Origin of the sequence: Agrobacterium leguminum, from assembly GCF_005144435.2 — a bacterium.
GTDB classification, from domain to species: Bacteria; Pseudomonadota; Alphaproteobacteria; order Rhizobiales; family Rhizobiaceae; genus Agrobacterium; species Agrobacterium leguminum.
This window is the reverse complement of the sequence record NZ_CP120216.1, coordinates 33321-57182: the sequence shown is the minus strand read 5'-3', so window position 1 is coordinate 57182 and position 23862 is coordinate 33321. Positions and strand designations below refer to the sequence as shown.

Below are 23862 nucleotides of genomic sequence, written 5' to 3'. Positions count from 1 at the left end.
AGCTTTATCGGGACGGAAGATGGGGACCGTGAATGACCGCACCTGGAGCATTTTTCAAGAAGCGTCCATCTAACGGGGGTGGGTCTTTCTTAGATAATTCTGATACAAATCGAGCAAATAACATGCTCATCCGTGGCGGCCGAGTGGGGAAGTGTAAGAGGATCGTCGGTGGCATAGCGCCTTGTGAAGCGCGTTTGGTACTGTCATTTGAAAGTTTGTCCGTCATTTCGGCGGCGGCAGTTACATCGGTGCTCCTCTGGTCTTCGCCATCGCTGGCAGGTAGCTGCGATCCCGCTGGCCCTGGAACCTGGAGCTGTTCCGGCGCTGCCACAGGGAGCGATCCGTCGGCGGTGATCTTTTCCTCCGCGCCCGTAACGGTTGTCACACAACCAGGATTTGGTTTGTCAGCCTCTGGGGAAGCCATCAGAGTCGAGACCATCGGAGGGATCGCCATAACGGACGGAAATGCGTCCTCCATAACGTCCTCTGGTGGGCAGGGTATTTTGGCGATCAATGATGTTTTCGGCGCGGTTGAAATAACATCGAACGGTAGCATCACCGGCGTTGACGGTATCTATGTCATCAATACCGGTACAGGTCCCACAACGATCACATCCTCAGGCACGGCGATTGGGACAATCGGTAATGGTGTCTATGTTTCCAACGACGGTTTCGCAACAGACCTGACCGTCAGCCAGACGGGCGGGACGATTTTTGGCGCGGATAACGGAATTTCCACAACCAATCGTGGATTTGGGGTGACCGCAATTAGTGTCGCTGGCGATGTGGACGGTGCAGCCGAAAACGGTATATGGGCGCAAAATTTCGCTAACGCGACAGGCATCACGATTTCCCAGGCAGCCGGCAGCACGATAACCGGTTATACACATGGCATCCGCGCCGATAATTGGGCGGCCGGCGCCATATCGATCACGACAGCCGGGATCATCAACCAGACCCAGACTGGCGCGGCAAATAACGACACATTTGGTGTCTATGCCTACAATTCCACAGCCGGGACAGATATCATTCTTACCCAGACCGCGGGATCGATCTCCGGCAATTGGTTCGGCATGTATGCCAATAATCAGGGTAGCGGCTCAACGACGATCATCAGTTCCGGCGATGCCACGGCAATCGTACGCGCTGGACTTTACGCTTATAACGCGGCCACAGCGGACAGTATTGTTGTAAGCCAGACTTCCGGAACGGTCAAAGGCGGCACCTATGGTGTTTTCGCAGACAATGCGGGAACCGGCACAACAACGGTTACACTTTCCGGCGATGTGATCGCCTCCGGTGACTACGGTGTCTATTCGCGTAATGCCAGCAGCGCCACCGATCTGACCGTAAGACAAACGGCGGGTTCTATTGCTGGCAGAACCGGCATTCTGGCGTCGAATAGGGGTACGGGCGCCTCGCTGGTCAGCGTCGGTGGTAGGGTGAGTGGCGGTGCGGGCGCGGGTATCCAAACGATTGCAGCGAACGGCTCGACAATAGATATCGCAGCTTCCGCAACGGTCACGGCAACGTCCGGAATAGCCATTCGTGACGGCGGTGTTGCGGGTAACCCGATTGCATCGGACACGATTGGCGGGAATGTCGTCGTTAACAGCGCTGGCACCGTAACCGGTGATGCGGTCCTCGGCCTCGGCGATGACACCTTCAATCTGGCTAGGGGAACCTATATCGGTAATATCTACGGTGACGACAGAGACGACGCTCGAAGCAACGACGGTGTCACAAACCATGAAGGCAATGATACGTTCACCTGGACGGGCGGCACTCTGGCTGGCGGCTTCTACGGTCAGGACGGTTCCGATACAGCGATGGTAAGCGCATCGGCCTATGATGGTTCTCAGGTGCTCGACGGCGGCGATGATACCTCGGTTGCCGACGGCATGATCGATACGCTTACGCTTCGCGGTGTGAAAGCGACCACGAATGGCGGCAGGATCATCAATTGGGAAGTTGTCAATCTGGATGGTGCCAATCTGTCGATCGACGACGGCACATGGCATGTCGGCGAGCCGGACGAAGCAACGACCGGTGTGTTCCTGAACAACAATTCCACACTTGACGGCATGGCATCACTCGCCTTCGACGGCAATATGACGATTGATTCAACGTCCAATTTAGTCGGAACGGGCAACGGAACCGGGTTCTATTCGTTCAGCGGCGATGTGGCCAACGCCGGAACCATCACCACGGTGGACGATGCTGTCGGCGATGTCGTCATCATCGGTGGAAATTATAGCGGCAATGGCGGACAGATGCTGTTCGATGTTGCCCTTGGTGATGACAACTCCAATACGGATATGGTCATCGTCAATGGCGACACATCGGGCACGACAAATGTCGGCGTCAACAATGTCGGTGGCACGGGTGCGCAGACCAGTGAAGGTATCCGTATCATCGAAGTGAACGGTGCTTCCAACGGTGTTTTCTCGCTCATTGGCGACTACACGGTGGGTGACAGGCAAGCGGTCGTTGCAGGTGCCTACGCCTATCAGCTTTATCAAGGGGGCACTTCATCACCGAATGATGGCAACTGGTATTTGCGTTCGCAATTGACCGTGTCGAATCCGACGCCGACTGCTCCGCTTTATCAGGCCGGTGTTCCGACCTACGAGGCATACCCCCGGGCATTGCGGGGTCTGAACGGCGTGCCAACCTTGCAGCAACGTGTCGGTAATCGTTTCTGGGCCGGTAATGGCGCTTCTGTCGGCACACCTTATCCCACTCCCGAACAAGCAGGCGTTGCGATCGAAGGAAACGGTGTATGGGGCCGCATTGAAGGTGTGCATAACAGCATCGAACCGCGTTTCTCGACCTCCGGCACCAAGTCCGAGCAGAATATCTTCAAACTTCAGGCCGGTATTGATGGGCTGTTTACAGAAGCGGAAAGCGGCAAGCTGATTGGCGGGTTCACAATCCATTACGCCCATGGCAAAACCGACACCGGTTCTGTTTACGGCGATGGGGAGATCAGCACGGACGGTTACGGTCTTGGCGGGACATTGACCTGGTATGGCGAGAGCGGTTTCTATCTGGACGGTCAGGCTCAGATGACCTGGTACACGAGCGATCTCGACTCTCTCCTTGCCCGTACAAACCTCACCGACAACAATGGCGGTTTTGGCTACACACTGTCGTTGGAAAGCGGCAAGCGCATTGCCATCGATCCAGCCTGGTCCATCACGCCGCAGGCCCAGCTGGTCTATTCCAATGTCGACTTCGACGCGTTTACCGATACATTCGGCGCCCGTGTCAGCCTCGACCGTGGAGAAAGCCTGCAAGGCCGTCTCGGTGTGACCCTCGACCACGAAAGCTCGTGGCGGAACGACGAGGGACTGCTCAATCGCACCCACGTCCACGGCATTGGCAATCTCTACTATGAGTTTCTTGAAGGGACGAGTGTCAATGTCGAGGGAGTGAGCTTCGCCAGCCGCAATGATCGTGTATGGGGCGGTCTGGGGATCGGGGGAACCTATAGCTGGGACGACGACAAGTATTCGATCTATGGCGAAGCTCTGGTTCAGACCAGCCTGAATGACTTCGGCGACAGTTACTCCGTCAGGGGACAGGTGGGCCTACGCGTGAAGTGGTAAAAGGCTGACGGTATCGGACCATTCCAGGACGCGCCGATGTAATGAACGTCGACGATAGCGGCACCCGTGATCGAAAATTCATAGATCGGCCGGATACCCCCAACCTGCCCCGGAAGCCGATAATTCTGGTCATCGCGAGCAGTTCATCAGGGTGGGTTTAGATCGCGCTACGCTGACGGGCCGATTGCGCGCTTGCACAACGGACCATACGAAACGCCGCGGGATCGATCGGCAGTGTTGATACTGGTCGGTCCGGTTCGACTGTGGTTGATCAGTTTTGCAGCAGATATTCTGGCCATTCCTGCGCGCCATGGAGTACGCGAAGAATTCGAACTGTCGTCTCGGTAGTGGCGTAGGCGGCGACGTAAGGTGTACCATTGATGACGAGTTCGCGTGTACCGGCGATTCTACCCAAGCGCCCACTGGCAGGAAAGTCGAGCAAGCGACGGGCGGCGGATACTATCCGCTCATCGATGAGAATAGCGGCCGCAGGATTATCTGCCTCAATATACGTGAAGATGGCGTCGCGATCCGATAGCGCAAACGCCGACCAAGTAAGCTTCACGATTCTGTCGAACCCACTTTAAGGCGGGCCGCCGCTCGGCGTTTGGCAAAGTGCGCCTCGGCCTCGTCGTCTGTTAAATCCGACCGAGTATCATTTAACGCTTCGAGCACCTTGGTCCGAAACCAGGCATCGTGTGTTTCACTCCCAGAAAGAAGTTCAAGAGGTAGCGCCCCTTCGTTAGCAGTCCGGGTGAGCATAATACGAACCGCATCAGATACCGTGAGCCCCATGCTTTCAAGCACGGCCGAAGCCCGATCCCGAACTTCGGCATCAATGCGTGTTTGGACAAGAGCGTTTGCAGCCATGACTATCTCCTACATTTTCAGAGATAGTAATGCAATTGAATGACGATTTCCAGATGCAGTTTTGTGCCGGAATAATCCGCTCTCGGCGCTCAAATGCTCTTGAAGGGAATCGAACTAGCGGCCACCGCATGAAATGCACTAAATCAGGCACATAGGTTTCACGCGCTGATTTGCTCAAGTATTGAGGGCAAACCTGTGGGTGATCCCAAACTTGGGACGTTATTCAGGGCATGGCGTCGAGCAGGAGGGGAGCCGACGCTCTTACCGATCGCGCGCCTCAAGTCAGTCTTCGGTCTCCGACTTATTCAGGCGCCCTGTTCGGAAGCCCTTTGTCGTTTGGGTTCGGAGCCGGCGTCTCTCTTGTATCTCGCGGCGGATGTTGGCGATCGTCCGGCTCGGCGGGCTCCACCTGGTCCTCGGAAGGGCGGACAGGCTGCTCTTTAGGGTCGGTCGTCTTGGAGGGGGCCGAAATTTTCTTGGGCATTGTCAGTTCCTCTAGCTTCACCGACAAAAACTGACTGGCCACACGGAAGGTTCCGCGCCCCGGAAGCGCTGCTTGGTTCGGAATCGATCTCACCAAGCTGAACAGGCGGGCCTCGTAGCAGGCGGGATCAGTGGCAAGCGCCTTCGAATAAGCTATCCGCTCCTCTTCGAGCCGCCCGAGACGCTGGAAAGCAAGACCCTCGCGTGACGTGAGCCTCGGCGGTGGAAAAGTCGGCCACGGTCGCAGCGGAATAATCCGTCCGCAAGCGGAGTAAAAACCGGCCACTTATTTTCTTTCTGCAATGAGCGCAGGAGGGACAGGGGATCTATACCGTCGAACTTTATCTGTGGGTTCGCCTGGCTGTTTCCGAAGGGATGACGCAGCGGCGAGCAGCAGCATTTCAACATGTCGCGCGACAGCGTAGCCAAGATGGTGGCTTCTTCGCGGACACAGCGATCAAGGTCAACTTCATGGTGAATGTCGGCTACGGCAACCCGGCCGGCAATTTCGCGCGGTTGCCACGCCTGGAGTTTGGCGCGGTGTCCGTTCTGGCATAGCCGCGTCTACCGGTTACGGAAGGGCGCAACCATCATAACTTGCGGCCGGTCGGGGGCCGTCCCGTTGGGGCGGCTCGCGGGGGGGGGGATTCCATCTTTGCTGAGGTCCATGCTCGGCAGCAGGCCATTCTGAAATGCCGCTCCAAAGTGTACATCGGAAGGTTTCTAGACTACTCAGATAGGGTAAAATTTGCTGCACCGAAGGCATTCGTTGCGAAATTTCAAATAAAATCTATACACGTATTTATTTTCAGTATTTCATAATGGAGCGATGATTGCGGTACATCGTAATATTAAAATGCGCTGGCGAGGAAAGTCCAGTTTTCGAAGCCGATGACATTACTCGGTGTTTCGGTTGGATTAAGACACAGACCAGGAAATTCCCTGAAATACATAAAGGGAATTACAAGATTGTGGACCGTGATCTCGATAACGACGCATCACCAAATACCAATTTTTGGTAGGCTCAGGCCGGATATCACATAGCCGGCAAATCCCGGTTGCGGGGTCCAACTGGATTTTGAATTTGCGGAGATGGCGACCGGTCTGACGGGAATCGTATCAGCCGAGGGTATGTCCCCAACTCCGCATGCGAGTCGTTAAACTTGTTAAATGTCATTTTCAATACAAAGAAAGCGCTACCATTACCGACCAACACTTGCATGCATATTCAACTGGTCTGGGTGGCCGACTTCACATACATCCGCACCGCCATCGGCTGTTGCTATCTCGCCGTCATTCTCGGCGCCTGCAACCGGAAAGTCGTCGGCTATGGCCTGTCGACACGGCCGGATACGCCGCTGGCGCTGGCCGCACTACATTCGGCCATCGAGAACAGAATGCCTCCGCCTCCGCCTGGCTGCATTCACCACACGGACCGCGGATGCCAGTACGCAAGTGAGACCTATCGACGAGCACTCGATGCGGCAGCCCTACAGGGATCCACGAGTGCCGTTGGCAACCCTTATCACAATGCGCAGGCAGAGAGCTTTATGAAGACTCCGAAAGTAGAGGGCATTTATCCTGCCGGGTACGAAACTTTCGTAGACGTCGCCGAGCGATTGCCCAGCTTCATCGAAGAAGTCTACAATGCCAAGCGGCTGCACTCGGCCCTTGGCTATAGGTCGCCAGCAGAATTTGAAACTCAACTCGCCCAGCAAGCGGCTTAGTTTGAAGTGCCTCGCTGGTCCAGGCCGAGGGGTTCACTCCAACGCCCGGTCAGTTCTCAGTGGCAATCAACACCCTTCGTTCTCAAGGCAACTGCGTTGTCATCAGGAATGTCGTTGCCACACGCCAGTCCGCAAGATCATCCATGTCGGCATGGATGCGATTTATGCATCGCTCGAGCAGTGTGAGAACCCGTAGTTTCGTGGCAGGCCGCTTGCAGTGGGCAGGTCCTCACTTTATATGGGGACCGCTGTCGCCATGCATGAGAGAAGCGCTAATTACCGGCAACTCCGGGGCCAGAAGATCATGCTTCGCGGCGAATGCGGCAAACAGGCCGCGCGCGGTCTCCGCTTCGATCTCTCCGCGAAGCGCCGCTTGAGAAGCCTTTAGGGCAATCGAGTGTGCCGTGTCTCTGAACGAGGTCGGCCATTCGACAAGATGCCGGTAGGCATCCATTATGCCGCGTACTTCCACAGGAAAGCCTAAGCCGACAAGGATAGTGACAGGTTTTCTGAACATATCGGGTTTCATTGGTCTCTCCTTCCCAACCCGGAATGGTGATGGGCGCCATCGCAATGGCACCCTTGCTTACTGGACGAGCCTGGATATCAAGCGGCCTTCTGTGCTTCGATCTGCGCCGGAACGGCGGACGTCAACGCAGGCGTGCTCTGGATCAATATCTTTCGCGGCTTCAACGCCTCCGGGATCTCTCGAACAAGCTCGATCGACAGGAGGCCGTTTCTAAGGTCCGCTCCGTTCACCCTGACGTGATCTGCAAGTTCGAACCTGTGTTCGAATGGACGCCCAGCGATCCCGCGATGGAGGTAACCAACGGCAGATACCTCCTGTTTCTTGCCGGTTACAGTCAGCAGGTTGGACTGGAAGGTGATATCGAGATCGTCCTGGGTGAAGCCGGCAACCGCTATTGATATCCGGTAGGTATCGTCGTCAGTCTTGACGATGTCGTAAGGCGGCCAGTCGCTGATTGAGCGGGCGCGCTGAGCATTTTCCAACAGATGGAACACCCGGTCGAAGCCGACGCTCGAGCGGAACAGCGGTGCGAAGTCGTAAGATGTTGCCATAGCCATATCCTCCTTGAAGCAACATGGTACGGGAATGCCAAAAGCGGCGCTCCCGGCGATACCAGCCCTTATTTCAGCGGCTGGCGGCAATCGATTTGGTTTTGACGATTTTCGGATTCAAGATTTGCAACAAAAAAAATTGTACTGCTTTCCAGGCTATCTCAATGAAACTTATCCCCGCCGGCATTCTTTTTTCGCAAGATTGGATGCTCTGCTAGGCAAGGACTCATGGCCCTTGCTCATGAACCCGCACTCCTGCGCGGAATGACACCGGTGGCGTTTCTCTCCCACCCAATCTTTGAATCCCAGCCAACGCTACAGGAACTGGACGCACCCGCTTTTTCAACCTTGGGCGGGCAACCAGCCCCTTTCGCGCAACGACTCGAGCGTATCGAGGTCCATCCTGGCTGCTGGTCCGATCTCGACGTCGACTATCGACATCCTATGGCGCCGAACCACCGCGCGCGCGCCGACATCTCCAGCCAGCTTCACTAGAGCACGTCCACTTTACTCGGGGTCATATCCGCACGACGTAAAATAGTTGGCGCACTCTTTGGGTTTGAAGAGCGGGACGATTTCGCCGACCGTGTCCCACAGAGCTTCGACGTTGCGCTTGGCTCGCGCACGCAGGAGCGCCTTGAGCTTGGAGAAGGCCTTTTCAATGGGGTTGAAGTCCGGGCTGTAGGGTGGAAGGTAGAGAAGCTGGCAACCAACGCTCTCAATAGCCTGCCGCACACCATCCGCTTTATGCGCAGGCAAATTATCCATCACAACGACATCGCCAACTGTCAGCGTTGGAAGCAGAACCTGTTCGACATATGCGCGGAAGGCCGTGCCGTTCATGGCACCATCGAGCACCATGGGCGCGGTCATGCCCGAGAGCTTGAGCGCACCGGTGAAAGTCGTCGTCTTCCAGTGCCCATGTGGAATCGCGGCTCGACAACGCTCGCCGCAAGGGGACCTGCCGCGCAGCCTGGACATCTTGGTAGACAGGCCAGTTTCATCGATGAACACGAGCCTTGCCGGATCGAGATCAAGCTGACCATCGAACCAGTCGCGACGACGTTTCAGCAGGTCGGGTCGTTCTTGCTCCAATGCATGTGCGGTCTTTTTTTGAAAGTCCAGCCGCGCTTGCGCAGCCATACATCGAGGGCACTGCGGCCGATGGAAACGGCCTTCTCTTCGGCGAGCCGCAGAACCATTTCGTTCAGCGTGATGTCCTTTTCTTCATCGATCAACCCAACGATAAAATCGCCATGGGCATCCAGACGAGAACCGCCGCGCCGTCCCTGCTTAGCAGGCTTCATCTGACCATGCCGTGCGCTGGCTATCCAGGCGATGGCCGTCGAGACTCCGATTCCGAACCGGGCGGCCGCCGAGCGTGCTGACATACCATCATAAGCCGCTGCCAGAACACGGCTGCGAAGATCATCGCTGAAAGCGCGGGTCATATTGCCTCCGACCAAATCACCAGTCGGATCATGGAATCAGAAATCGGACCGTAACGGAATCCTCAATCCGATTCCGAGTTCAGTGGACGTGCTCTAGACCCATCGCTTACTGCCTCAAGCCCTCGAAGTTTCGTTCCAACAGCCCGCCCTTTAGATGTCCAAAGACCAAGAGACTGGAGAGTTCGTGCCTCAGATCGGCAATTGCTTATATCCGTCAGCGATCAACTCATCCGTCCTATTTTTCTCTAAAACGAGCAGTTCGATAGGTCTTCCGTCCTCGAAATCGGACTTCTTGGGAACTGTGAAGCGCATGGAGATGTCGGGCGCGACTATTTCATTACGTTTCCTGAAGACGGATTGCGATCTGGCAATCACCAGTTCATAAAATTCTTTGGCAGGTATCTCAAAAATATTTCGCCCTTCAAGTTTTGGACGGCACTCGGCCGACAAAACGATACGAATAAGGATATCTCCGTGAAAAAAAACAACTGGCAGGCTTTTGGTTTTGGGAACCCACCGAACCTCTGCCGCAGCTTCAGCCTGCATCGCCGCAATCATCTCTTTAAATTCCTCAGGATCGAGACCCATCTCAGGCCCCATCGAGTTTAGCAGTTTCTCGAAGTCCGAAACTGCCGCTGACTCATCCTGCACGAGTTCGGGTTCAGCAAAGCCCTCAATTTTCGAAATCACTTCTTTAGATGTACCAAGCCTCAGCGGACCGATGCCTTCTCCCAGTAAAACTTCCCACGCTCCCGACTTGTCTGTCACTTTATGATTCCTTCGCGTTTAAGGTACACCACGCTCTCAGCGTTTCGCGCCTATCTTTCGAAGTGGGGTGACCTCACCCATGCTGCTTCCGCCTTCAGACGGTGGAGCGTAGTCATATAGAGTCGGAGTATCGAAGGAAGCCAGTAAGAGTAAGTGTTCCTTAAGTTTTACTTTTTGCAGATTTTTCACAGTATTTCGTCCGCCTACGCTAAGAGCTGGCACAAAGCCATAAACTTCCCCTGGTTCGAGCTCTCCAAGTGCTTTTAGAGCTTGTGGCATCATGTTCTGGTATTTTTCGTCTTCCCATGGCGCAACATATGGAGAGACGTTGAATGACAGTTTAAGACCGATCATTACTTCATCGGTCCATTGGCGATTTTGGTCTTCGTCATATCCGCGGGGCTCCACGCGGACCATGCCATTCGGCAGGTTCAACCGTATCGTCGCATCGCCATACCAAATATCGACATTACCGAACGCATTATATCCAAAGGCAATCATGCGCGTTGGATCAAGCTCAGGATCACCGAGAAACACATAGTCGATGACGGGCTGAAATATAGAGGGATCGCATATCCAATATTGGCCCCTTGACCAACTACACCAACCTTTTTCGATCCAGAATTTCACCAAGATTTCAGGCAAACGATCCTTATAGCGCTCTATTAATTGCGCGTCAGGCTTAACTATATGGTCGATCTCGTATGCATTCAGGAGCTCGTCAATCCATTTAGTTTCAAACACGTTATAGTTCGGCTTTTCTACCATTTTTATGTTCCTGTTAATGGCTCACCGGGACGACTGGGGTTACTTGGGCAAAGTCGAAGATCAACTTGCACACTTGGACAGTTGTTCGCCGCTTGTCTCTTCGCATGTTCCGTCAATCGGCTAGCGCGAGTATTTCCGTTTCGATTCGGATTGATCCATTGGCTTCCCATAGAGCTATTCTCGGAAAGGCCACCTATCCGGTTTTCAATTGGCAACGCCTGATCGACTACAGAATTATATCTTCCACCCGCGATCATGTCTGGATTATGCAATGCGGCCGCGGAATCCAGATATTGCCCCAATTTTATCGGACCCTGAACTGGACCGTATTTATCAACGTACATTTTCTGGATGCGCGGGTCATTCCTATATTCTTGGCGCGCTTTCGCCTGGAGCGGCTCTGACAAAGCCCGCATGCCCGCCGGATTCGCTAAATACTTTGCTTGATTGGCCAACATCTGCTGCGGACTCATATTGTTGAGCCCTTGTTCCTGCAATTCCATTTGTCGCTTGAACTCATCGAGATCGATCGTACTTTTTGTGGGCATAAAGCAGATTATCAATAAACGACATCTACGATTTTCATCCTCATCAATACGAACATTTGATCCAGGTGGCGGCACAGGAACAGGTTTGGGCTCCGGGTCCTGCGTCGGTTTATTTCTGTGTTCCTGAATTTTTGCAAACGTCTCATTCCGGATATCAGTACCGCTGTCCCAGAATGGAAGTTCGTTGATTCTGCGTTGCGCATCTAAAAGCAATTTCTGTTCAAAATCGTCTTGTGGAACGGTATCGGAAAAGTTCATCTTGTTGGTCGGAATAAGCACACCGGCGGCGAATATTCCGATCCCCGCCAATATCGTTCCCAAACTGACGCCTCCTGCCGCGGCAGCCCCCCCAGCGCCAGAAGTTGCCGCACCGGCGGCAGCGGTACTTGCTCCTCCAGCCGCAGCTCCACCCGCACCTTGAACGAGTGGAGCAAATCCTGGCGTGACGAGAAAGCCCAGAGCAGCGCCGCCAGAAGGCACGGCATCAGATGAACGATTTTGCTTTTCTGAAGCATCGGCGACTTCAATTGCACGAAGCGACCCCCGCACCGGATCATCGTCCTTGGGAGGGTCATAGGTCTGCGTGCTGCGGACGAAGATCGCCTCACCCTGGGTATTCCTGTTGTTCATATAAAAACGATCGAGGTGGCGAATGACATGCGAGCCTTCGGCACGCACCTGATCAGCGTGCCCGATGGGTTCGCAGATGCTTTCCACCGTGCCGGATTTTACCCCCTTACGGTTACCGGGCGCGTCGCCGTGCACATGTGTCGTACACGAACGCATCACCATTGCCTTTTTGCCGGTGAACCGAACAGACGGCGTGTAGTTTTTATCATGGCCGCAAAAATCCACGACCGGATAGGGAATAGGCACCACCGACGAGCCAACCGGTGTCAGGCATACATCAGGCGCCAAAGAGACGATACGCGCCTCATCGATGTCACGCAGCCCCTCACGCGGTGTCGCCGTGGTCCATGTGCCGGGATATTGGGGCTCTCCGATATAATTGTCGCGGGGGATGCTCATGCTGTCTCCCTCGCGGTTAAAGCCGATTCGGTTTCGGGCGACTTCAGACGAACGCGCGTCAGGGTGAGCTTTGTTTCACCGGCATCGGGAAGAGGAAACCTGATGCGCCAGGTCAGAAGCACCCGTCCGCCATTGCGCCAGTCGAATTGCACGCCATCGAGCTTCAGCACATGCCATTCGTCGCGATCTTCGCGAGAGCAATGGACACCGAGGGTAAGGCCAGGCAACGAGCCTTTCGCGACCGGATGCTGAGAACTCAGATTAACGAGCTCGTAGTTCTCGTCACCCTTGAGGTGAGGCGTCGCGATGAGATCAGGATGGGCCGCCTGCCAGAAGCGTGGATCAAAATCACGCGGCAAGAGGGGGTGCCTCTCCTCCCGCCAACCGTCGTCATAAGTTCCGGAATATTGCTGACGGAACTGCCACCAAGGCGAAACGAGTCCAAATCCCTGCGGTTCCGGCGTGCTCCGCCAATCGGAATGCTCACCAACGGCAGCGATCTGCGGAGCTGGAACAGGCCCGGCGTCGGCAGGCATCTCAAGATTGACGATGCCGCACCCAAGCGGATTTCGGCGCTCCACGTCAATCGGTGTTTCCGTCCCCGCGTCACCTGTGCCAGGGATCGCGCCGCCATAAGCGTTGCGCCAGCATATGGCCACGCTTCTAGCCGGTTCAGGATCGCTCAGTTTCCAATCCGCTACCACACGTTTGGCTTCCCTGGCGGTAAAACCTGCCCATTTCTCCTTAACGACAGGTTGCCAGAAGCGTTTGCCGAAAACCTCGATTTCCTTGAAAATTCCACCAACGCGGATGGAGGCACGCCAGGATTTCTCCGGCTCGCCACTCGCAGACCACGCATTCCCGAGAAAGGTTATATCCGTGCCGGGCTTGTCCGGGGTAAGGTCGCTTTGGCGCAGGAGGACGGTCTGGTGCGGATCGCCCTCATAGGCATCCTCCCACTGGAAACTTTCCTGCTCGGCTGCGACATCCAGCGAACCGCCCTGAGCATGCGTGAATGTTGCACGCACGGAGACGATACAATCGAGCCCTCCTTCGGCATCGAACTGACGGAAAGCCATGGCGGGAAACGGCAGGCGGTTCTGAAGTTCCAAGACCCGGCCTCCGTCAGTTCAGATCGATCGGCTTGCCGCGAAGCTGAAAATGATCCGTCGCCACGAAATTGAAGGTCTTGCCAAGAATGATGACCTCGCCATTCGCCTTCATGATGAATTTGGAATCGCCGCATTCGATGACGAACTCTTCACCGACTGCAATCTTCTTGAACTTTCCGACGCTCTCCAGCGACGTCTGGCCTACATTCGTAACCTTGCTCACCCCGATCTGTTCTGCCCGCGCCACCCCGACGCTGTCGGATTTGAACGCCCCGACGATCGTGTTCATGATGCCCGGCAGCGGAAACAATCCCGAAGCATCGGAACCGACGCCCGAGCCGGAGCCGGCTAGCGCCGTACCCGCATCCGCGCGCGGGCTCGGGCCGGAAACGACCCCCTCACGCGAGGAAAGACCGCCTGCGCCGAGGAAGCCGAGTGCGGATGAGGCGAGTGTAGTGGCGAAGGCCGCGACACCGGGGCCACCGCCGCCGGCGATCTGGGCGGCCTGCGAAAGCAACCCCGCCGTCTGCCCGGAGAGCGCCTGCACGCCGGCCATGGCCATCATCGCCATCGGCCCCGTGCCGCCGACGACGGTGTTTACCGAGCCGCCGATCTCGTGTTTCTGGTTGCCGGAAACTTCCACCGCGCGGTTGCCGCCAACCGAGGCGACCTCATGCCGGTCGATGCGCTTGGTCCGGTCATTTAATACCCGCGTCGTCTGGTCCTTCTGGGCGTGGAAGAACTGGTTCTCCTTGCCGGCCTCATCCTCGAAGGTGATTTCGTTGAAACCGTCACCCTTGTGGCTGTTCGAGCGCAGCACCATGCGGGTCTTGTTGGCCGGCAGGTCATAGGGCACGGAATTGGCCGGATTGTTGACCACGCCGATGACCAGCGGCTTGTCCGGGTCGCCATCGACAAAAGCGACCATCACTTCCATGCCGATGCGCGGAATGACCTGCGCACCCCATGTGCCGCCGCCCCATGCCTGGCTGACCCGCACCCAGCACGTATCCGTGCCATCCTTCTTCGCCTTGCGGTCCCACGGGAACCACAGCTTGATGCGGCCATATTGATCCGGATGGATTTCCTCGCCTTCAGGGCCGGCGACGATCGCCACCTGCGTGCCTTCGATGCGCGGGCGTTTTGTCGACCGGTGCGGCGTCAGCGGCACACGGGCGGGAATTGCCTCGAAGTGATTGCGGTATTCCGGCTCGTTGCCGTTTGTTTCGTAGGAGAGGTCGACGATGCTGTGGCTGGCCCTGATGATCACATGTTCTTCATAGGCGTGTTCGGGATGGGCAACCTCGTAAGGCGTGAAGCGGCGGCCGGCTTCCAGAATGCGCGAGGTGGACGAACCGAAAACCCGGTCGTGATCGGCTTCGATGGACTGGGTGCGCAGTTTCTGCGCCCGCTCGGCCTCCTCCACCGTCTTGATGCGGGCCGGATATTCGTAAAGCTCGCGTTTCGTCGCATCCGGCATCTGCACCAGCGACGGCGTCATCGTGCCCGGCACCATGCCCGGCGTCTCGAAATTCCAGTCGGCACCCGCACGCTGGCCCGAGACATAGGAAAAACGCCGCGCCCAGTCATTGATATGGTTGCGATCCGACGATCCCTGCGCCAGCCGCACCGTCCCCTCCCCTTGCGCGGCCGGCGACGGCCCAAGCCAGCCACTGGCGCTATCGGCCACATGCAGCTTGTGGGAACCGTCCTCATGGGCAAACCAGTAGAACAGGCCATCTTCCTCGAAACGACGCAGAAGATAGGAGAGGTCATCTTCATTCCATTGAACGCTGTAATGCTGTGCAGGCGGAGGCGAAATGATGCCTGACGTGTCGGGAGCGGGAATGCCATGTTCGGAAAACAGCGTCTCGACGACCTCCACCGCCGTCTTGTCCATCCAGATACGGCAATCCGAGCGGCGCGACAGAAGCCACATTTGCGGGCGGATGGTCAGCGCATAGGAGCGCATGCCGCGTGTGATCGGCGGGCCTTCATGCAGCTCCGTCACCAGGCCGTTGAAGGGGCGGCGAACACCGCTGCCCTCTTCCCCATCTCCCTGGCTTATCTCGACCGACACATCGACAAGCCGCCCGATCAGCTCTTCGGGCTTGACCGCTTCCTTCTTGGCACGCACCGTCAGACGAATGTCGAAGAGCTGCGATACGCCCTCGTCAACCGCAAGTCGTTCCGGCAGAAGCTGATCTTCCCCTAACGGAGACTTGACCTTGAGCACACGGCTCGCCTGAATGAAATCGGAAAAAGAAGTCTGATCATTCATGGCAAACCTCGATGGAAGATCGGAAAAATATCAATCAACTGCCAAAATCTCGACAGAATGCAATCAAACATTGTGGCGAAACCATGGATTCACCATGAATTCCGCAACCTGGATATGCCAAAATTCCATCGATGAAATCTGACAGAAGGGGGTGGACGTGCCGGTTGGAGCAAGGCCGAAACAGACAAAACACGACGCCGACCACTATGGCTTGCGTCGAGAAGAAGCCGCCGGGGCACACCGCGGTGCTGGCTGGTGGGTCAGCCTAAGGCGGCGCGGCCACAGGATCGTCAGGCTGTTCAAGGACAGTGTCTACGGTTCGGGCGATGCCGCCTATCGTCAGGCACGCGCCTACCGCGATGCCATTATCCTTGCAATTCCGCCTGCCACCAATCACGAGCAGGCCGTACTTCTGCGTAAGAACAATCGGAGCGGAATTTCCGGCGTGAGGCGCGTTGATGCGGCTGACGGGGATGTCTGGCAGGCAACGCTGATGACCAGTGAGGGGCAAAAAAGAGAAAACTTCTCCATCGCCAAATTCGGTGAGGAAGCGGCAAAGTCGATGGCGATCACGCAACGCCGCAAATGGCTGAAGGCACTACCCGTTACTCATCTCGCATACGCGCATCACGCTGCCGAGGTGGCACGCGCGCAGTTTGGCGACGAGCTTGCGCCGGCGGACGATGTTTTGCCCAAGGAGCGCCTGGACGATGCCGACATCGAGGCGCGCGTCAAAGCCATTAACGACCAATTTGATGCGTCTCGCCCGAAGCGACTGCGGGTCCGGGTCAAAAGTTACATGAAGGACAGGGTGTCCATCGCTGTTTCCGATGCGGGAAGCCCGGCACGGAAAAAGCTCATGCACCTCAATACGAGAGGCGGGGCCGGGGTCGAAATCATCGAAGCCATCAAAGATGTCATGAAAGAAGCGGTCGCGACCGTCTACGATCAAAATATCTGGCTTTGGTTCAGCTCGGAGCATGTAAACGAACTGCTCGACCCGCAGACCTTTGATATCGACCAAGGTTTCAACGTCCTGGTTATTGTGCCCGAGGAGCGGTTACGATCACATGCGGAACAACGAACGGAAGCGATCGATTATGCGCGGCACGAAGAGCAAACCATATAGATGCAAAATCCAAAAGCAGCACTGGCGGCCCACTGTCATGGCATCGTTTGCTCTTCCGCTCCTGATATCAGTCTCGATGGCAGCGGAACCCTCCGATCACGACAAGGCCAGATTACAGAAAGCCGTCCTCGGCTGCTTTATGGTTCCTGCCGGCGCGACAACCTCCGCCATCATCGAAGCACATTTCGAAGATGGGAAACTGAAAGGCGTGCCGAAAGTCGTGTCGAAAGGAGATGGGCCACTCAATAAGGCATTCGCACAAGCGGGTGTTCGTGCGATCCTGAAATGCGAAGCAAAGATCGCCGTCCTTCCAATCGATGGCGACGTACGCTTCAACTTCACGGCTGAGACAGCAGGGACAGGCGTAGCCCCTGATACCCCGAAAGAGGTCGCGCCAAAGAAACTTTCCCCCGGGCAACAGCCGGCCCACGAGAAGGAAGCGAAAAAGATCGAAAACTTCCTGAACGAACGCCGAATATCGGATTGAAGGCAAATTCCGATTGGTTTGTCAGATGTTTTCTACATCGACAGGAGACCAGCTCATGGCAAATGAACGAGCCAGCATCGAAGAAATACGCGGGTTTTACGCGCGGTTGATGGTAGAAGCGAGCAGGTCGTCCGACCCGCGGCTCGAAAGGGCTTTCGAGGTCGTCCCCCGCGAAGCTTTCTTCCCGCCTGGTCCCTGGAAAGTCATGATCAACCTCCGGTATTTCGATACGCCGAGTGCTGATCCCGTTTACCTCTACCATAACGTCCTGGTGGCGCTTGATGCAGACAAAGGAATCAACAACGGGGAGCCTTCGCTTCATGCGGCCTGGCTCGGAGCAGTTGCACCGCAACGCGGAGAAGCGGTCACGCATATCGGTGCGGGAACGGGATACTACTCAGCGATCCTGTCGATGCTCGTGTTGCCAACAGGTACAGTAACAGCCTTCGAAATCGACAAGAGCTTGGCTGAAAAAGCTCGAGTTAATCTTGAACCCTTCGAGGGAGTAAGCGTGATCAACGCTGACGCGACTCAAAAGCGGCTCCCTAAATCCGATGTGATCTATGTGAATGCTGGAGCGGCAGCACCTCCAATTGACTGGCTACGAGCACTCAAGCCCGGCGGTCGGATGATCTTTCCGTGGCGACCGAGCGAGGAAGTTGCCCTGACGCTGCTGGTTCGGGCCGACAGCGGCGGCTTCAGTGCCAAACCGTTGATGCCGGCATGGTTTATTCCATGCGTGGGCGCTTCAAGAGAGGTTGCTCCTTCCAGAGTGCCGGCCAATTTCGACGAGGCGCGGACTATACGGTCTATCTGGAGAAAGGCTGACCGCTTCCCCGACCAAAGTGCAATTGCCATCTATCCGGACGTCTGGTTTTCCTCAGAACCCACAGCAATTGAGTCAGGCAAGTGACACGCGCGACACCTTTTCCGTCTATTTTTCTGCTCGGTAACGACGTAAAATACGCTTCGGCTGTTCCCATTATCTCATCGACTTGAGTTGATATTGATGACGGCGGATGAACCTACCTGAACAAAAGAATACTCGACCGCACCTCGTTTCCACCAGGCTGTCGTACTTTCGATCGCGTCATTCTTGTCCAGATTATCCGGTGTACCAAGCCTCTCCGATAACGCATCCAGGAAACCGGCAGGCCTTGGCGTGGAATATGCGCATGCTTTGTGTCCGTTCGGACCAGCAGCAAGCCAAAAAGACAATGACTCGGCTCCGCCTGCCTTCTCTTGCCGCCAGCCCACAACGTCCACCGAGCCGCCATTATGGGCGACGAAGCTACGACGCCACTCCTCTGTTTCCGCATCGGTCAGCCGCGGCCAGCCAAGTTCGTCACCCTTGGTCATCGCGGTCTGCACGGTGGGCGCTTCACAGATAGTGAGAAGACGCTCCGCCGTCATGTCCGCCGGCATCGCCGTGGCCACCCCGAAACTCAAAAATGCAGCGCAGAAGCTGCCAATGGTCGATATCTCAAGATACCGAAGCGGACTTGCTCGCTCTGCGCTCCTCATTTTCTTCTCCGGTTCATCATCGTCCATGGGATCAGACCGCCGCGTCCGAAAGTAAACGTTGCGGGATGGATGCAGCCAGTTGAGGATCATGCCCCGGCGTTCACACCGGGCGCAACAGGCTTCCTGTCGTTCGCAAACGCTCTTCCAGCAATTCCATAAGCTGCTCCTCGCGAATACGACCCTGCCCCAAGCCGAGCTTCATTGCCAACTCGCGCCAACCATATGTCGGCCGGACCTGGGGTGCACCATAGGCATCAGCGAACCATGCAAGAGCGACTGCATACCCGTATCCGTATTCCATCTCGACCGAGCCGCCGACAGATACCCAGATATCGGCACCGATAAAAATCGGCGTCCTGAAATCGCCACCGACAACCATCGACGAGTCTTCCCTGGACGCAAAAACCCAGTCCCTGACGACGGCATCTCCAGTGACGAAGATAATGCTGGCCCAGTCATTGTCGATACTGCCGCAGTTCAGATCGCCAAAGACAACGAGGGTAACATGCCCATCGCCCCCTTCGATGCATGTTGAGACTTTGCCGCTGACATGCAGGTTTCCGTCGATGACAGTGATCCATGAAGACGGGACGAAATCCCCGTCAATCGCGAGATCGCCGCGATGAATGCACGCGTCCGCGGTTTCGTTTTGGGGTCCTCCGGACACCAGCTGAAACCTCGACAGGGCCTCGGCCACGGCGGGGTCAGGAAGCTTCCTCGACCTCTGGATCACAAATTCCTGCCACTCTGCTGACGTTACGCTGTTCAAGGGCAGCCACTCTCCTCTTTTCGCCGGATATGCCTGAACGGCAACATGCCACTGGCTTTGACCGAAGCGGACCCTAAAAGGCTGATGTAAACATGTCCAGCAGGGGTGGTTTGCGCATGAACGGCTTCCTGGAGTACCTCTGGGGAAGCGGGCTGTTCGGACGGGAAACAATGATTGAAAGACTTCTACCAGTTTTGCGCCTGTTGTCGGTCGTCATCGCGCTGCTTTGCCCGGCGGATATGCCCGCTTTTGCGGAATCTCGTTACGTCACCGCCGGTACAACGGAACAGCCTGCCGATTTGGGTAAGGTCGAAGGCGTCCTGACCTTCAGGGGACGAACCGGCGAAGGGCCAATGAAGGACGCCTGGTTCGCCTTCACGTTGCCGAACGCTACCCGAGTCAGGATCGCGGCAGACCAACCAGACGTCACATTCGACCTGCGCGTGGTTGGCAGTCTCGGCGTCGATGGCCTTTTGATCAGTACTGCCTTCTCGCATGAACCCAGCATCGAATACGAAGTGAATGCGGGGACGTATCTGTTGCGTACCTATACGGACAACCCCTCAAGCTACACCATCACCATAGAGGCAAACTGACATAGGCACAGATAAGAGCGTTGACCTGACGATTTTATCTCTGTCAAAACGTCGATCATCGCGGTCTGTACGATGGTGCTTCGCAGATATTGAGAAGGCACTCCGGCGTCATGTCCGCTGACATCGCCGTGGCCACTCCGAAAACCAAAAATGCAGAGCAAAAGCTGCCGATGGTCGATACCCCACGGTACCGAAGCGGGCTTGTACGCTCTGCGTTCCTCATTTTCTTCTCCGGTTCGTCATACCGCTACGTGCGGGTGTTGCTATCCAGCTTAGACTATGACCAGCAATCGCAGGACGAGCACCGTGCTCTGCTAAAGCCTTGCAGAGATCGGGATATCGACGCTGCGAGTGCAATTTTGCAGCGTCATTTGCTTGAGGGAAGTCGCAAGCTCAGCGCGGCCGCTCAGTCGAGCTAAGGCGGTTCGCCGGTTCAGCGTTCGGCCATGCCTTGAACTGCCACGGACGGGGCCGACGACAGCTTCTTATCGAGACGAGCGAAATTACTTTGTTTTCGGATCCGCTGTCGTTGAGACGGGTGGCAGGGACGTTCGCCTTGATGGGATCAAAACCACCGACGCTGTTATTACAAACTCCCTCAGCACGAGATCGGCAGGCTAAGCAAGAGCTTGGTTTAACGTCACGGTTGCTTTAGAGGCAGTAAGCAGCCTGCCAATTCTCTGGGCCCATTGTAAATGGCTGCCGCCCAAACAGGTACGACCCACAATCAAGATTTCCGCCCCACGAACTGGGTCTGCAGTGGGTGGGACTGTTTCCCTAACAATGAGATTGGCAGACTGCTTCAATGTTGTTCGGTCCTGGCTAAGCGTCAGGTTCCCTGAGGTCGCCGATCAACGTCGGCACCAGTTCGCCGACGGTCGGATGGATCGGTACGGCCCATCTAAGTTTTTCGGTCGTGGCTTCCATGTTCATGGCATCGAGAACGCCATAGACCGCCTCGTCACCCCCCACCCCGAGAAAGGCGGCACCGAGTACCTGGTCGGTGTCGGCATCGGCCACGAGTTTGAGGAGGCCGAGCGTCTCGCCCTTCTCGACGGCGCGGCCGACGCGGCTCATGGGACGGGTCGAGACCTTGATCCGGTGGCCGGCCTCTTTCGCCTGGCGCTCTGTCATGCCAACACGCCCGAGCGGTGGATCGATGTAGAGGCCATAGCCGAGGATGCGGTCGGTCACCTTGCGGTCGCCGCCGTCGAGGAGGTTCGCCGCCGCGATCTCGAAATCATTGTAGGATGTGTGGGTGAAGGCCCCTCGCCCATTGCAGTCGCCAAGTGCCCAGACACCGTCGGCAGTCGTCTGCAGACGCTCATCGACGGTGATGAAGCCGCGCCGATCGGTCTCGACGCCTGCGAGATCGAGCCCGAGATCGTCGGTATTCGGCTGACGTCCGACGGCGACCAGGACATGGCTGCCACGAACTTCGCCCTGATCAGTCCGCACGACCACGTCTGCGCCGTCTCTGGCAATGGATAGCAGATTGTGGCCCCGAAGAATCTGGATGCCATCCTTTGTCAGTACATCCGCGATGGCTTGCGAGATATCCGTGTCCTCCCGAGCCGCCAGGTGCTGCCCGCGCTCGATGACAGTGACCTCCGCGCCGAAGCGCCGATACATCTGGGCGAATTCCAATCCAATATAACTGCCACCGAGAATGACCAGATGCTTCGGCAATTCCTCAAGCGCGATCATCGACGTGCTCGTGAGATAAGGCACGTCGGCGAGGCCCGGAACATCGGGGATATGCGGCCGCGCGCCCACATTGATGAAAATCTGCGGGGCGGTGTAGCGCTTCCCTTCCACGGATACCGCCTTCGCGGCGACGAATTTGGCGTGGCCATAGACCACATCCATCGTCTCGAGACTGTCGAACCAAGCCGCCAGACCGCTTCTCGCGTCTAGGGTCACCTTCCTGGCGCGGGCTGCCACGGCCGACATGTCCACGATGGGCTCGCCATCAATCTTGACGCCGAATTCCGATGCACGCCGGGCGACCTCGGCGGTCTTGGCACTGGCGACCAGGGCCTTTGTCGGCATGCATCCGGCATTTACGCAGGTTCCGCCAAGAAACTTCCGTTCGATCAGGACTACCTTGCGGCCCATCGCGGCCATGCGGGCGGCGAGGAACGGTCCGGCCTGTCCTGCTCCAATGAAGATCGCGTCGTACTCCCTCATGACACGGCCGTCGCGGCGAGCAGTGCAAGTGCAATGGCGACCGCATCTTCGATGAGGGCGGCGGGGAGATCACGGCCGAACCGGTTGGCGAGATAGCCGCGACCAGCCGCACCGCCAAATGTTCCGATCACAGCGCCGACGACACCCGCGAGGAGCCCAACAACCACCATGCCCTCAGTTGCGGCGATCGTCGCACCGCTGAGAGCGCCCGCCGCGATACGTGCTCCGAACTGCATGGGCACTTTGCGTGAAGGCGTGCTGGGAAGCTGGTCGGTGATGAGTTCGATGATGGCAAGCACGGTAAAAATCGCCACGGCCCAGATCGACCCCATGAAGGAGAGACTGCTTTGTGAAATATCGAACCATCCGAGATAGGCACTCCAGGCAACTACGGCGGGAGCGGTCATGGCGCGTAGACCGGCAACGAATCCTATGAGAATTGTGAAAAGAATGAGCATGCGGGTCCCCAGAAAGTTGCGCAAATCAAGAACGTGCCGCGGCGCCTAATGGGCAGAGATATAGCGGGGCTACCGTACACGTCCGGAGGCATCACTCCGGAGGAAGGCTGTCAGCGTTGATCATGCCCCTATTGATCCACATGCCGTGTCCTAGGCCCGGTAAGTCTTAAGCGTACCATTCCCGAGCAGTTCGGTCGATAGCGGTGCGGAATCGACGCAGAGAACGAGATCACACGGCCCCCAGCTTACAAAGGGTCAGCGCTCAGTTGAGCTCCATGTTCGCTCTCAATGCATTTTGGGGACCAGCAATAACCAGCCCCGTTAGTGGTTTGCATGACCAATGGAGTACAACATAAGCGACTTCGACCTTTATTATTGGCCAGTTCCGTTTCGAGGTCTCTTCATTCGCGGAACTCTGGCCCATTGTGGGAGTTCCTGGGATGAACACGATGTCGATGCGGTTGAAGGCATTATGGATTTCGGGGTGGAAAAGCAGCCGGTCGCTTTCAAGGGGCCACCCGTTCTGATTGACCGTGAGCGCAATTTCGCAATCTCTCAGATGCTGGTGATCGTCATCTAATCATTCCGAAAGGTAGCTGGTTGACTTATGCCGGCGAGGCGCCATCGCTTTGTCTGTTGTGCAGCCGGTCCGGATTCTGAAAAGACTCAAACTGACGCCCCTGCTATTCCACAATCGTTGTAGATGAGCCGAACAAGCCACGGAGATTCGGCACGAATATTCCGGCTTGCCTCAACTGTCACAAAAAAGATGATAGCAACGCTGCTATTCTGCGCCTTTCCGGCCAGCCAAGCGCCTCTCTGGTAAATCAGCTTCGCCTTTTCAGTAAGAAGCGGCGTGGCGGTGGTCCCCCTACCACTGATCATGAAGTGGACCGTCGAACATTTGAATGAAGAAGACATCGAACCGATGGCCGCTTAAGGCCAGAGGGCTTGGTCCTGCCATGGAAGCATTGACGGCCT

Annotated in this window: 21 protein-coding genes and 1 pseudogene; 8 read left to right on the top strand and 14 right to left on the bottom strand. The window is 56.5% G+C overall.

Features of this window, described 5'->3' with window-relative positions; all coding sequences use genetic code 11:
• Positions 1 to 32 precede the first annotated feature (32 nt).
• Positions 33 to 3611 carry an autotransporter outer membrane beta-barrel domain-containing protein gene (locus CFBP4996_RS26920; RefSeq protein ID WP_080855010.1) on the top strand — a complete coding sequence of 1193 codons (3579 nt, stop codon included), beginning with the start codon at positions 33 to 35 and terminating at the stop codon, positions 3609 to 3611.
• 271 nt (positions 3612 to 3882) lie between these two features.
• On the opposite strand, the gene CFBP4996_RS26915 is transcribed toward CFBP4996_RS26920, so the two are convergent.
• Positions 3883 to 4176 carry a type II toxin-antitoxin system RelE/ParE family toxin gene (locus CFBP4996_RS26915; protein WP_078053756.1) on the bottom strand — a complete coding sequence of 98 codons (294 nt, stop codon included), beginning with the start codon at positions 4174 to 4176 and terminating at the stop codon, positions 3883 to 3885.
• Positions 4173 to 4481, bottom strand: coding sequence for a type II toxin-antitoxin system RelB/DinJ family antitoxin (locus CFBP4996_RS26910; RefSeq protein WP_078053757.1), 309 nt, complete (start codon positions 4479 to 4481; stop codon positions 4173 to 4175). Before CFBP4996_RS26910 ends, CFBP4996_RS26915 begins: the two co-directional genes overlap by 4 nt.
• A 1703-nt stretch (positions 4482 to 6184) precedes the next feature.
• Here CFBP4996_RS26910 and CFBP4996_RS26900 point away from each other — a divergent pair.
• Entirely contained in the window at positions 6185 to 6691 is a 507-nt protein-coding gene (locus tag CFBP4996_RS26900; protein WP_112967606.1) for an IS3 family transposase, read from the top strand.
• A 229-nt stretch (positions 6692 to 6920) separates the two neighbouring features.
• Here the strand turns inward: CFBP4996_RS26900 and CFBP4996_RS26895 are convergent, their stop codons facing one another.
• From CFBP4996_RS26895 to tssI, 8 genes are all read right to left on the bottom strand, one after another.
• A complete protein-coding gene (locus CFBP4996_RS26895) occupies positions 6921 to 7220 on the bottom strand; it encodes a DUF982 domain-containing protein (RefSeq protein WP_078053759.1) in 300 nt (99 codons plus the stop codon).
• A 77-nt stretch (positions 7221 to 7297) separates the two neighbouring features.
• Positions 7298 to 7771 carry an Hsp20 family protein gene (locus CFBP4996_RS26890; RefSeq protein WP_078053760.1) on the bottom strand — a complete coding sequence of 158 codons (474 nt, stop codon included), beginning with the start codon at positions 7769 to 7771 and terminating at the stop codon, positions 7298 to 7300.
• Positions 7772 to 8278: 507 nt separating this feature from the next.
• Positions 8279 to 9222, bottom strand: a protein-coding gene (locus CFBP4996_RS26885; RefSeq protein WP_416377895.1) for an IS630 family transposase whose coding sequence is annotated in 2 segments (ribosomal slippage) — positions 8279 to 8919 and positions 8919 to 9222 — 945 coding nt in all. Because the reading frame shifts where the segments join, the coding sequence is not laid out codon by codon here.
• 189 nt (positions 9223 to 9411) lie between these two features.
• Positions 9412 to 9990 (bottom strand): hypothetical protein, encoded by a 579-nt coding sequence (locus CFBP4996_RS26875; RefSeq protein ID WP_078053762.1) that lies wholly within the window; start codon positions 9988 to 9990, stop codon positions 9412 to 9414.
• Positions 9991 to 10026: 36 nt separating this feature from the next.
• Positions 10027 to 10758, bottom strand: coding sequence for a GAD-like domain-containing protein (locus CFBP4996_RS26870; RefSeq protein WP_078053763.1), 732 nt, complete (start codon positions 10756 to 10758; stop codon positions 10027 to 10029).
• Positions 10759 to 10760: 2 nt separating this feature from the next.
• On the bottom strand, positions 10761 to 12335 hold the full coding sequence (locus CFBP4996_RS26865) for a polymorphic toxin type 15 domain-containing protein (protein ID WP_080855009.1): 1575 nt from the start codon (positions 12333 to 12335) through the stop codon (positions 10761 to 10763).
• Positions 12332 to 13447, bottom strand: coding sequence for a DUF2169 family type VI secretion system accessory protein (locus CFBP4996_RS26860; RefSeq protein ID WP_080855008.1), 1116 nt, complete (start codon positions 13445 to 13447; stop codon positions 12332 to 12334). The genes CFBP4996_RS26865 and CFBP4996_RS26860 overlap by 4 nt, the downstream gene beginning before the upstream one ends.
• A 13-nt stretch (positions 13448 to 13460) precedes the next feature.
• The gene (tssI, locus tag CFBP4996_RS26855; RefSeq protein WP_080855007.1) at positions 13461 to 15728 is read right to left on the bottom strand and encodes a type VI secretion system tip protein TssI/VgrG; all 2268 of its coding nucleotides are present in this window, start codon (positions 15726 to 15728) and stop codon (positions 13461 to 13463) included.
• Between the two features lie 157 nt (positions 15729 to 15885).
• Between tssI and CFBP4996_RS26850 the strand changes: the two genes are divergently transcribed.
• The 3 genes from CFBP4996_RS26850 to CFBP4996_RS26840 all read left to right on the top strand — a co-directional run bounded on the left by CFBP4996_RS26850 (position 15886) and on the right by CFBP4996_RS26840 (position 18257).
• Entirely contained in the window at positions 15886 to 16857 is a 972-nt protein-coding gene (locus CFBP4996_RS26850) for a hypothetical protein (protein ID WP_193559590.1), read from the top strand.
• 76 nt (positions 16858 to 16933) lie between these two features.
• On the top strand, positions 16934 to 17344 hold the full coding sequence (locus CFBP4996_RS26845; RefSeq protein ID WP_137396185.1) for a hypothetical protein: 411 nt from the start codon (positions 16934 to 16936) through the stop codon (positions 17342 to 17344).
• Between the two features lie 55 nt (positions 17345 to 17399).
• Positions 17400 to 18257: a protein-L-isoaspartate O-methyltransferase family protein gene (locus CFBP4996_RS26840; protein ID WP_080855006.1), complete on the top strand. Its 858-nt coding sequence runs from the start codon at positions 17400 to 17402 to the stop codon at positions 18255 to 18257.
• Positions 18258 to 18331: 74 nt separating this feature from the next.
• On the opposite strand, the gene CFBP4996_RS26835 is transcribed toward CFBP4996_RS26840, so the two are convergent.
• Positions 18332 to 18895, bottom strand: a complete 564-nt coding sequence (locus CFBP4996_RS26835; protein ID WP_162936141.1) for a hypothetical protein — start codon at positions 18893 to 18895, stop codon at positions 18332 to 18334.
• 73 nt (positions 18896 to 18968) lie between these two features.
• Positions 18969 to 19637, bottom strand: coding sequence for a hypothetical protein (locus tag CFBP4996_RS26830; protein ID WP_078053769.1), 669 nt, complete (start codon positions 19635 to 19637; stop codon positions 18969 to 18971).
• 116 nt (positions 19638 to 19753) lie between these two features.
• Here CFBP4996_RS26830 and CFBP4996_RS26825 point away from each other — a divergent pair, with 116 nt between their 5' ends.
• Both CFBP4996_RS26825 and CFBP4996_RS26820 read left to right on the top strand, forming a co-directional pair.
• A complete protein-coding gene (locus CFBP4996_RS26825; RefSeq protein ID WP_078053770.1) occupies positions 19754 to 20233 on the top strand; it encodes a PPC domain-containing protein in 480 nt (159 codons plus the stop codon).
• A 110-nt stretch (positions 20234 to 20343) separates the two neighbouring features.
• Positions 20344 to 20652, top strand: a complete 309-nt coding sequence (locus tag CFBP4996_RS26820; protein WP_223215703.1) for an FCD domain-containing protein — start codon at positions 20344 to 20346, stop codon at positions 20650 to 20652.
• A 403-nt stretch (positions 20653 to 21055) separates the two neighbouring features.
• Here CFBP4996_RS26820 and CFBP4996_RS26815 read toward each other — a convergent pair whose 3' ends face one another.
• Both CFBP4996_RS26815 and CFBP4996_RS26810 read right to left on the bottom strand, forming a co-directional pair.
• Positions 21056 to 22423: an FAD-containing oxidoreductase gene (locus CFBP4996_RS26815; RefSeq protein WP_078053797.1), complete on the bottom strand. Its 1368-nt coding sequence runs from the start codon at positions 22421 to 22423 to the stop codon at positions 21056 to 21058.
• A complete protein-coding gene (locus CFBP4996_RS26810) occupies positions 22420 to 22881 on the bottom strand; it encodes a DUF4126 family protein (protein ID WP_078053798.1) in 462 nt (153 codons plus the stop codon). Before CFBP4996_RS26810 ends, CFBP4996_RS26815 begins: the two co-directional genes overlap by 4 nt.
• Positions 22882 to 23233: 352 nt before the next feature.
• On the opposite strand from CFBP4996_RS26810, the pseudogene CFBP4996_RS26805 reads away from it, so the two are divergent.
• Positions 23234 to 23458, top strand: a pseudogene (locus CFBP4996_RS26805) (glutathione S-transferase N-terminal domain-containing protein); the annotation flags it as partial.
• Positions 23459 to 23862: the final 404 nt, after the last annotated feature.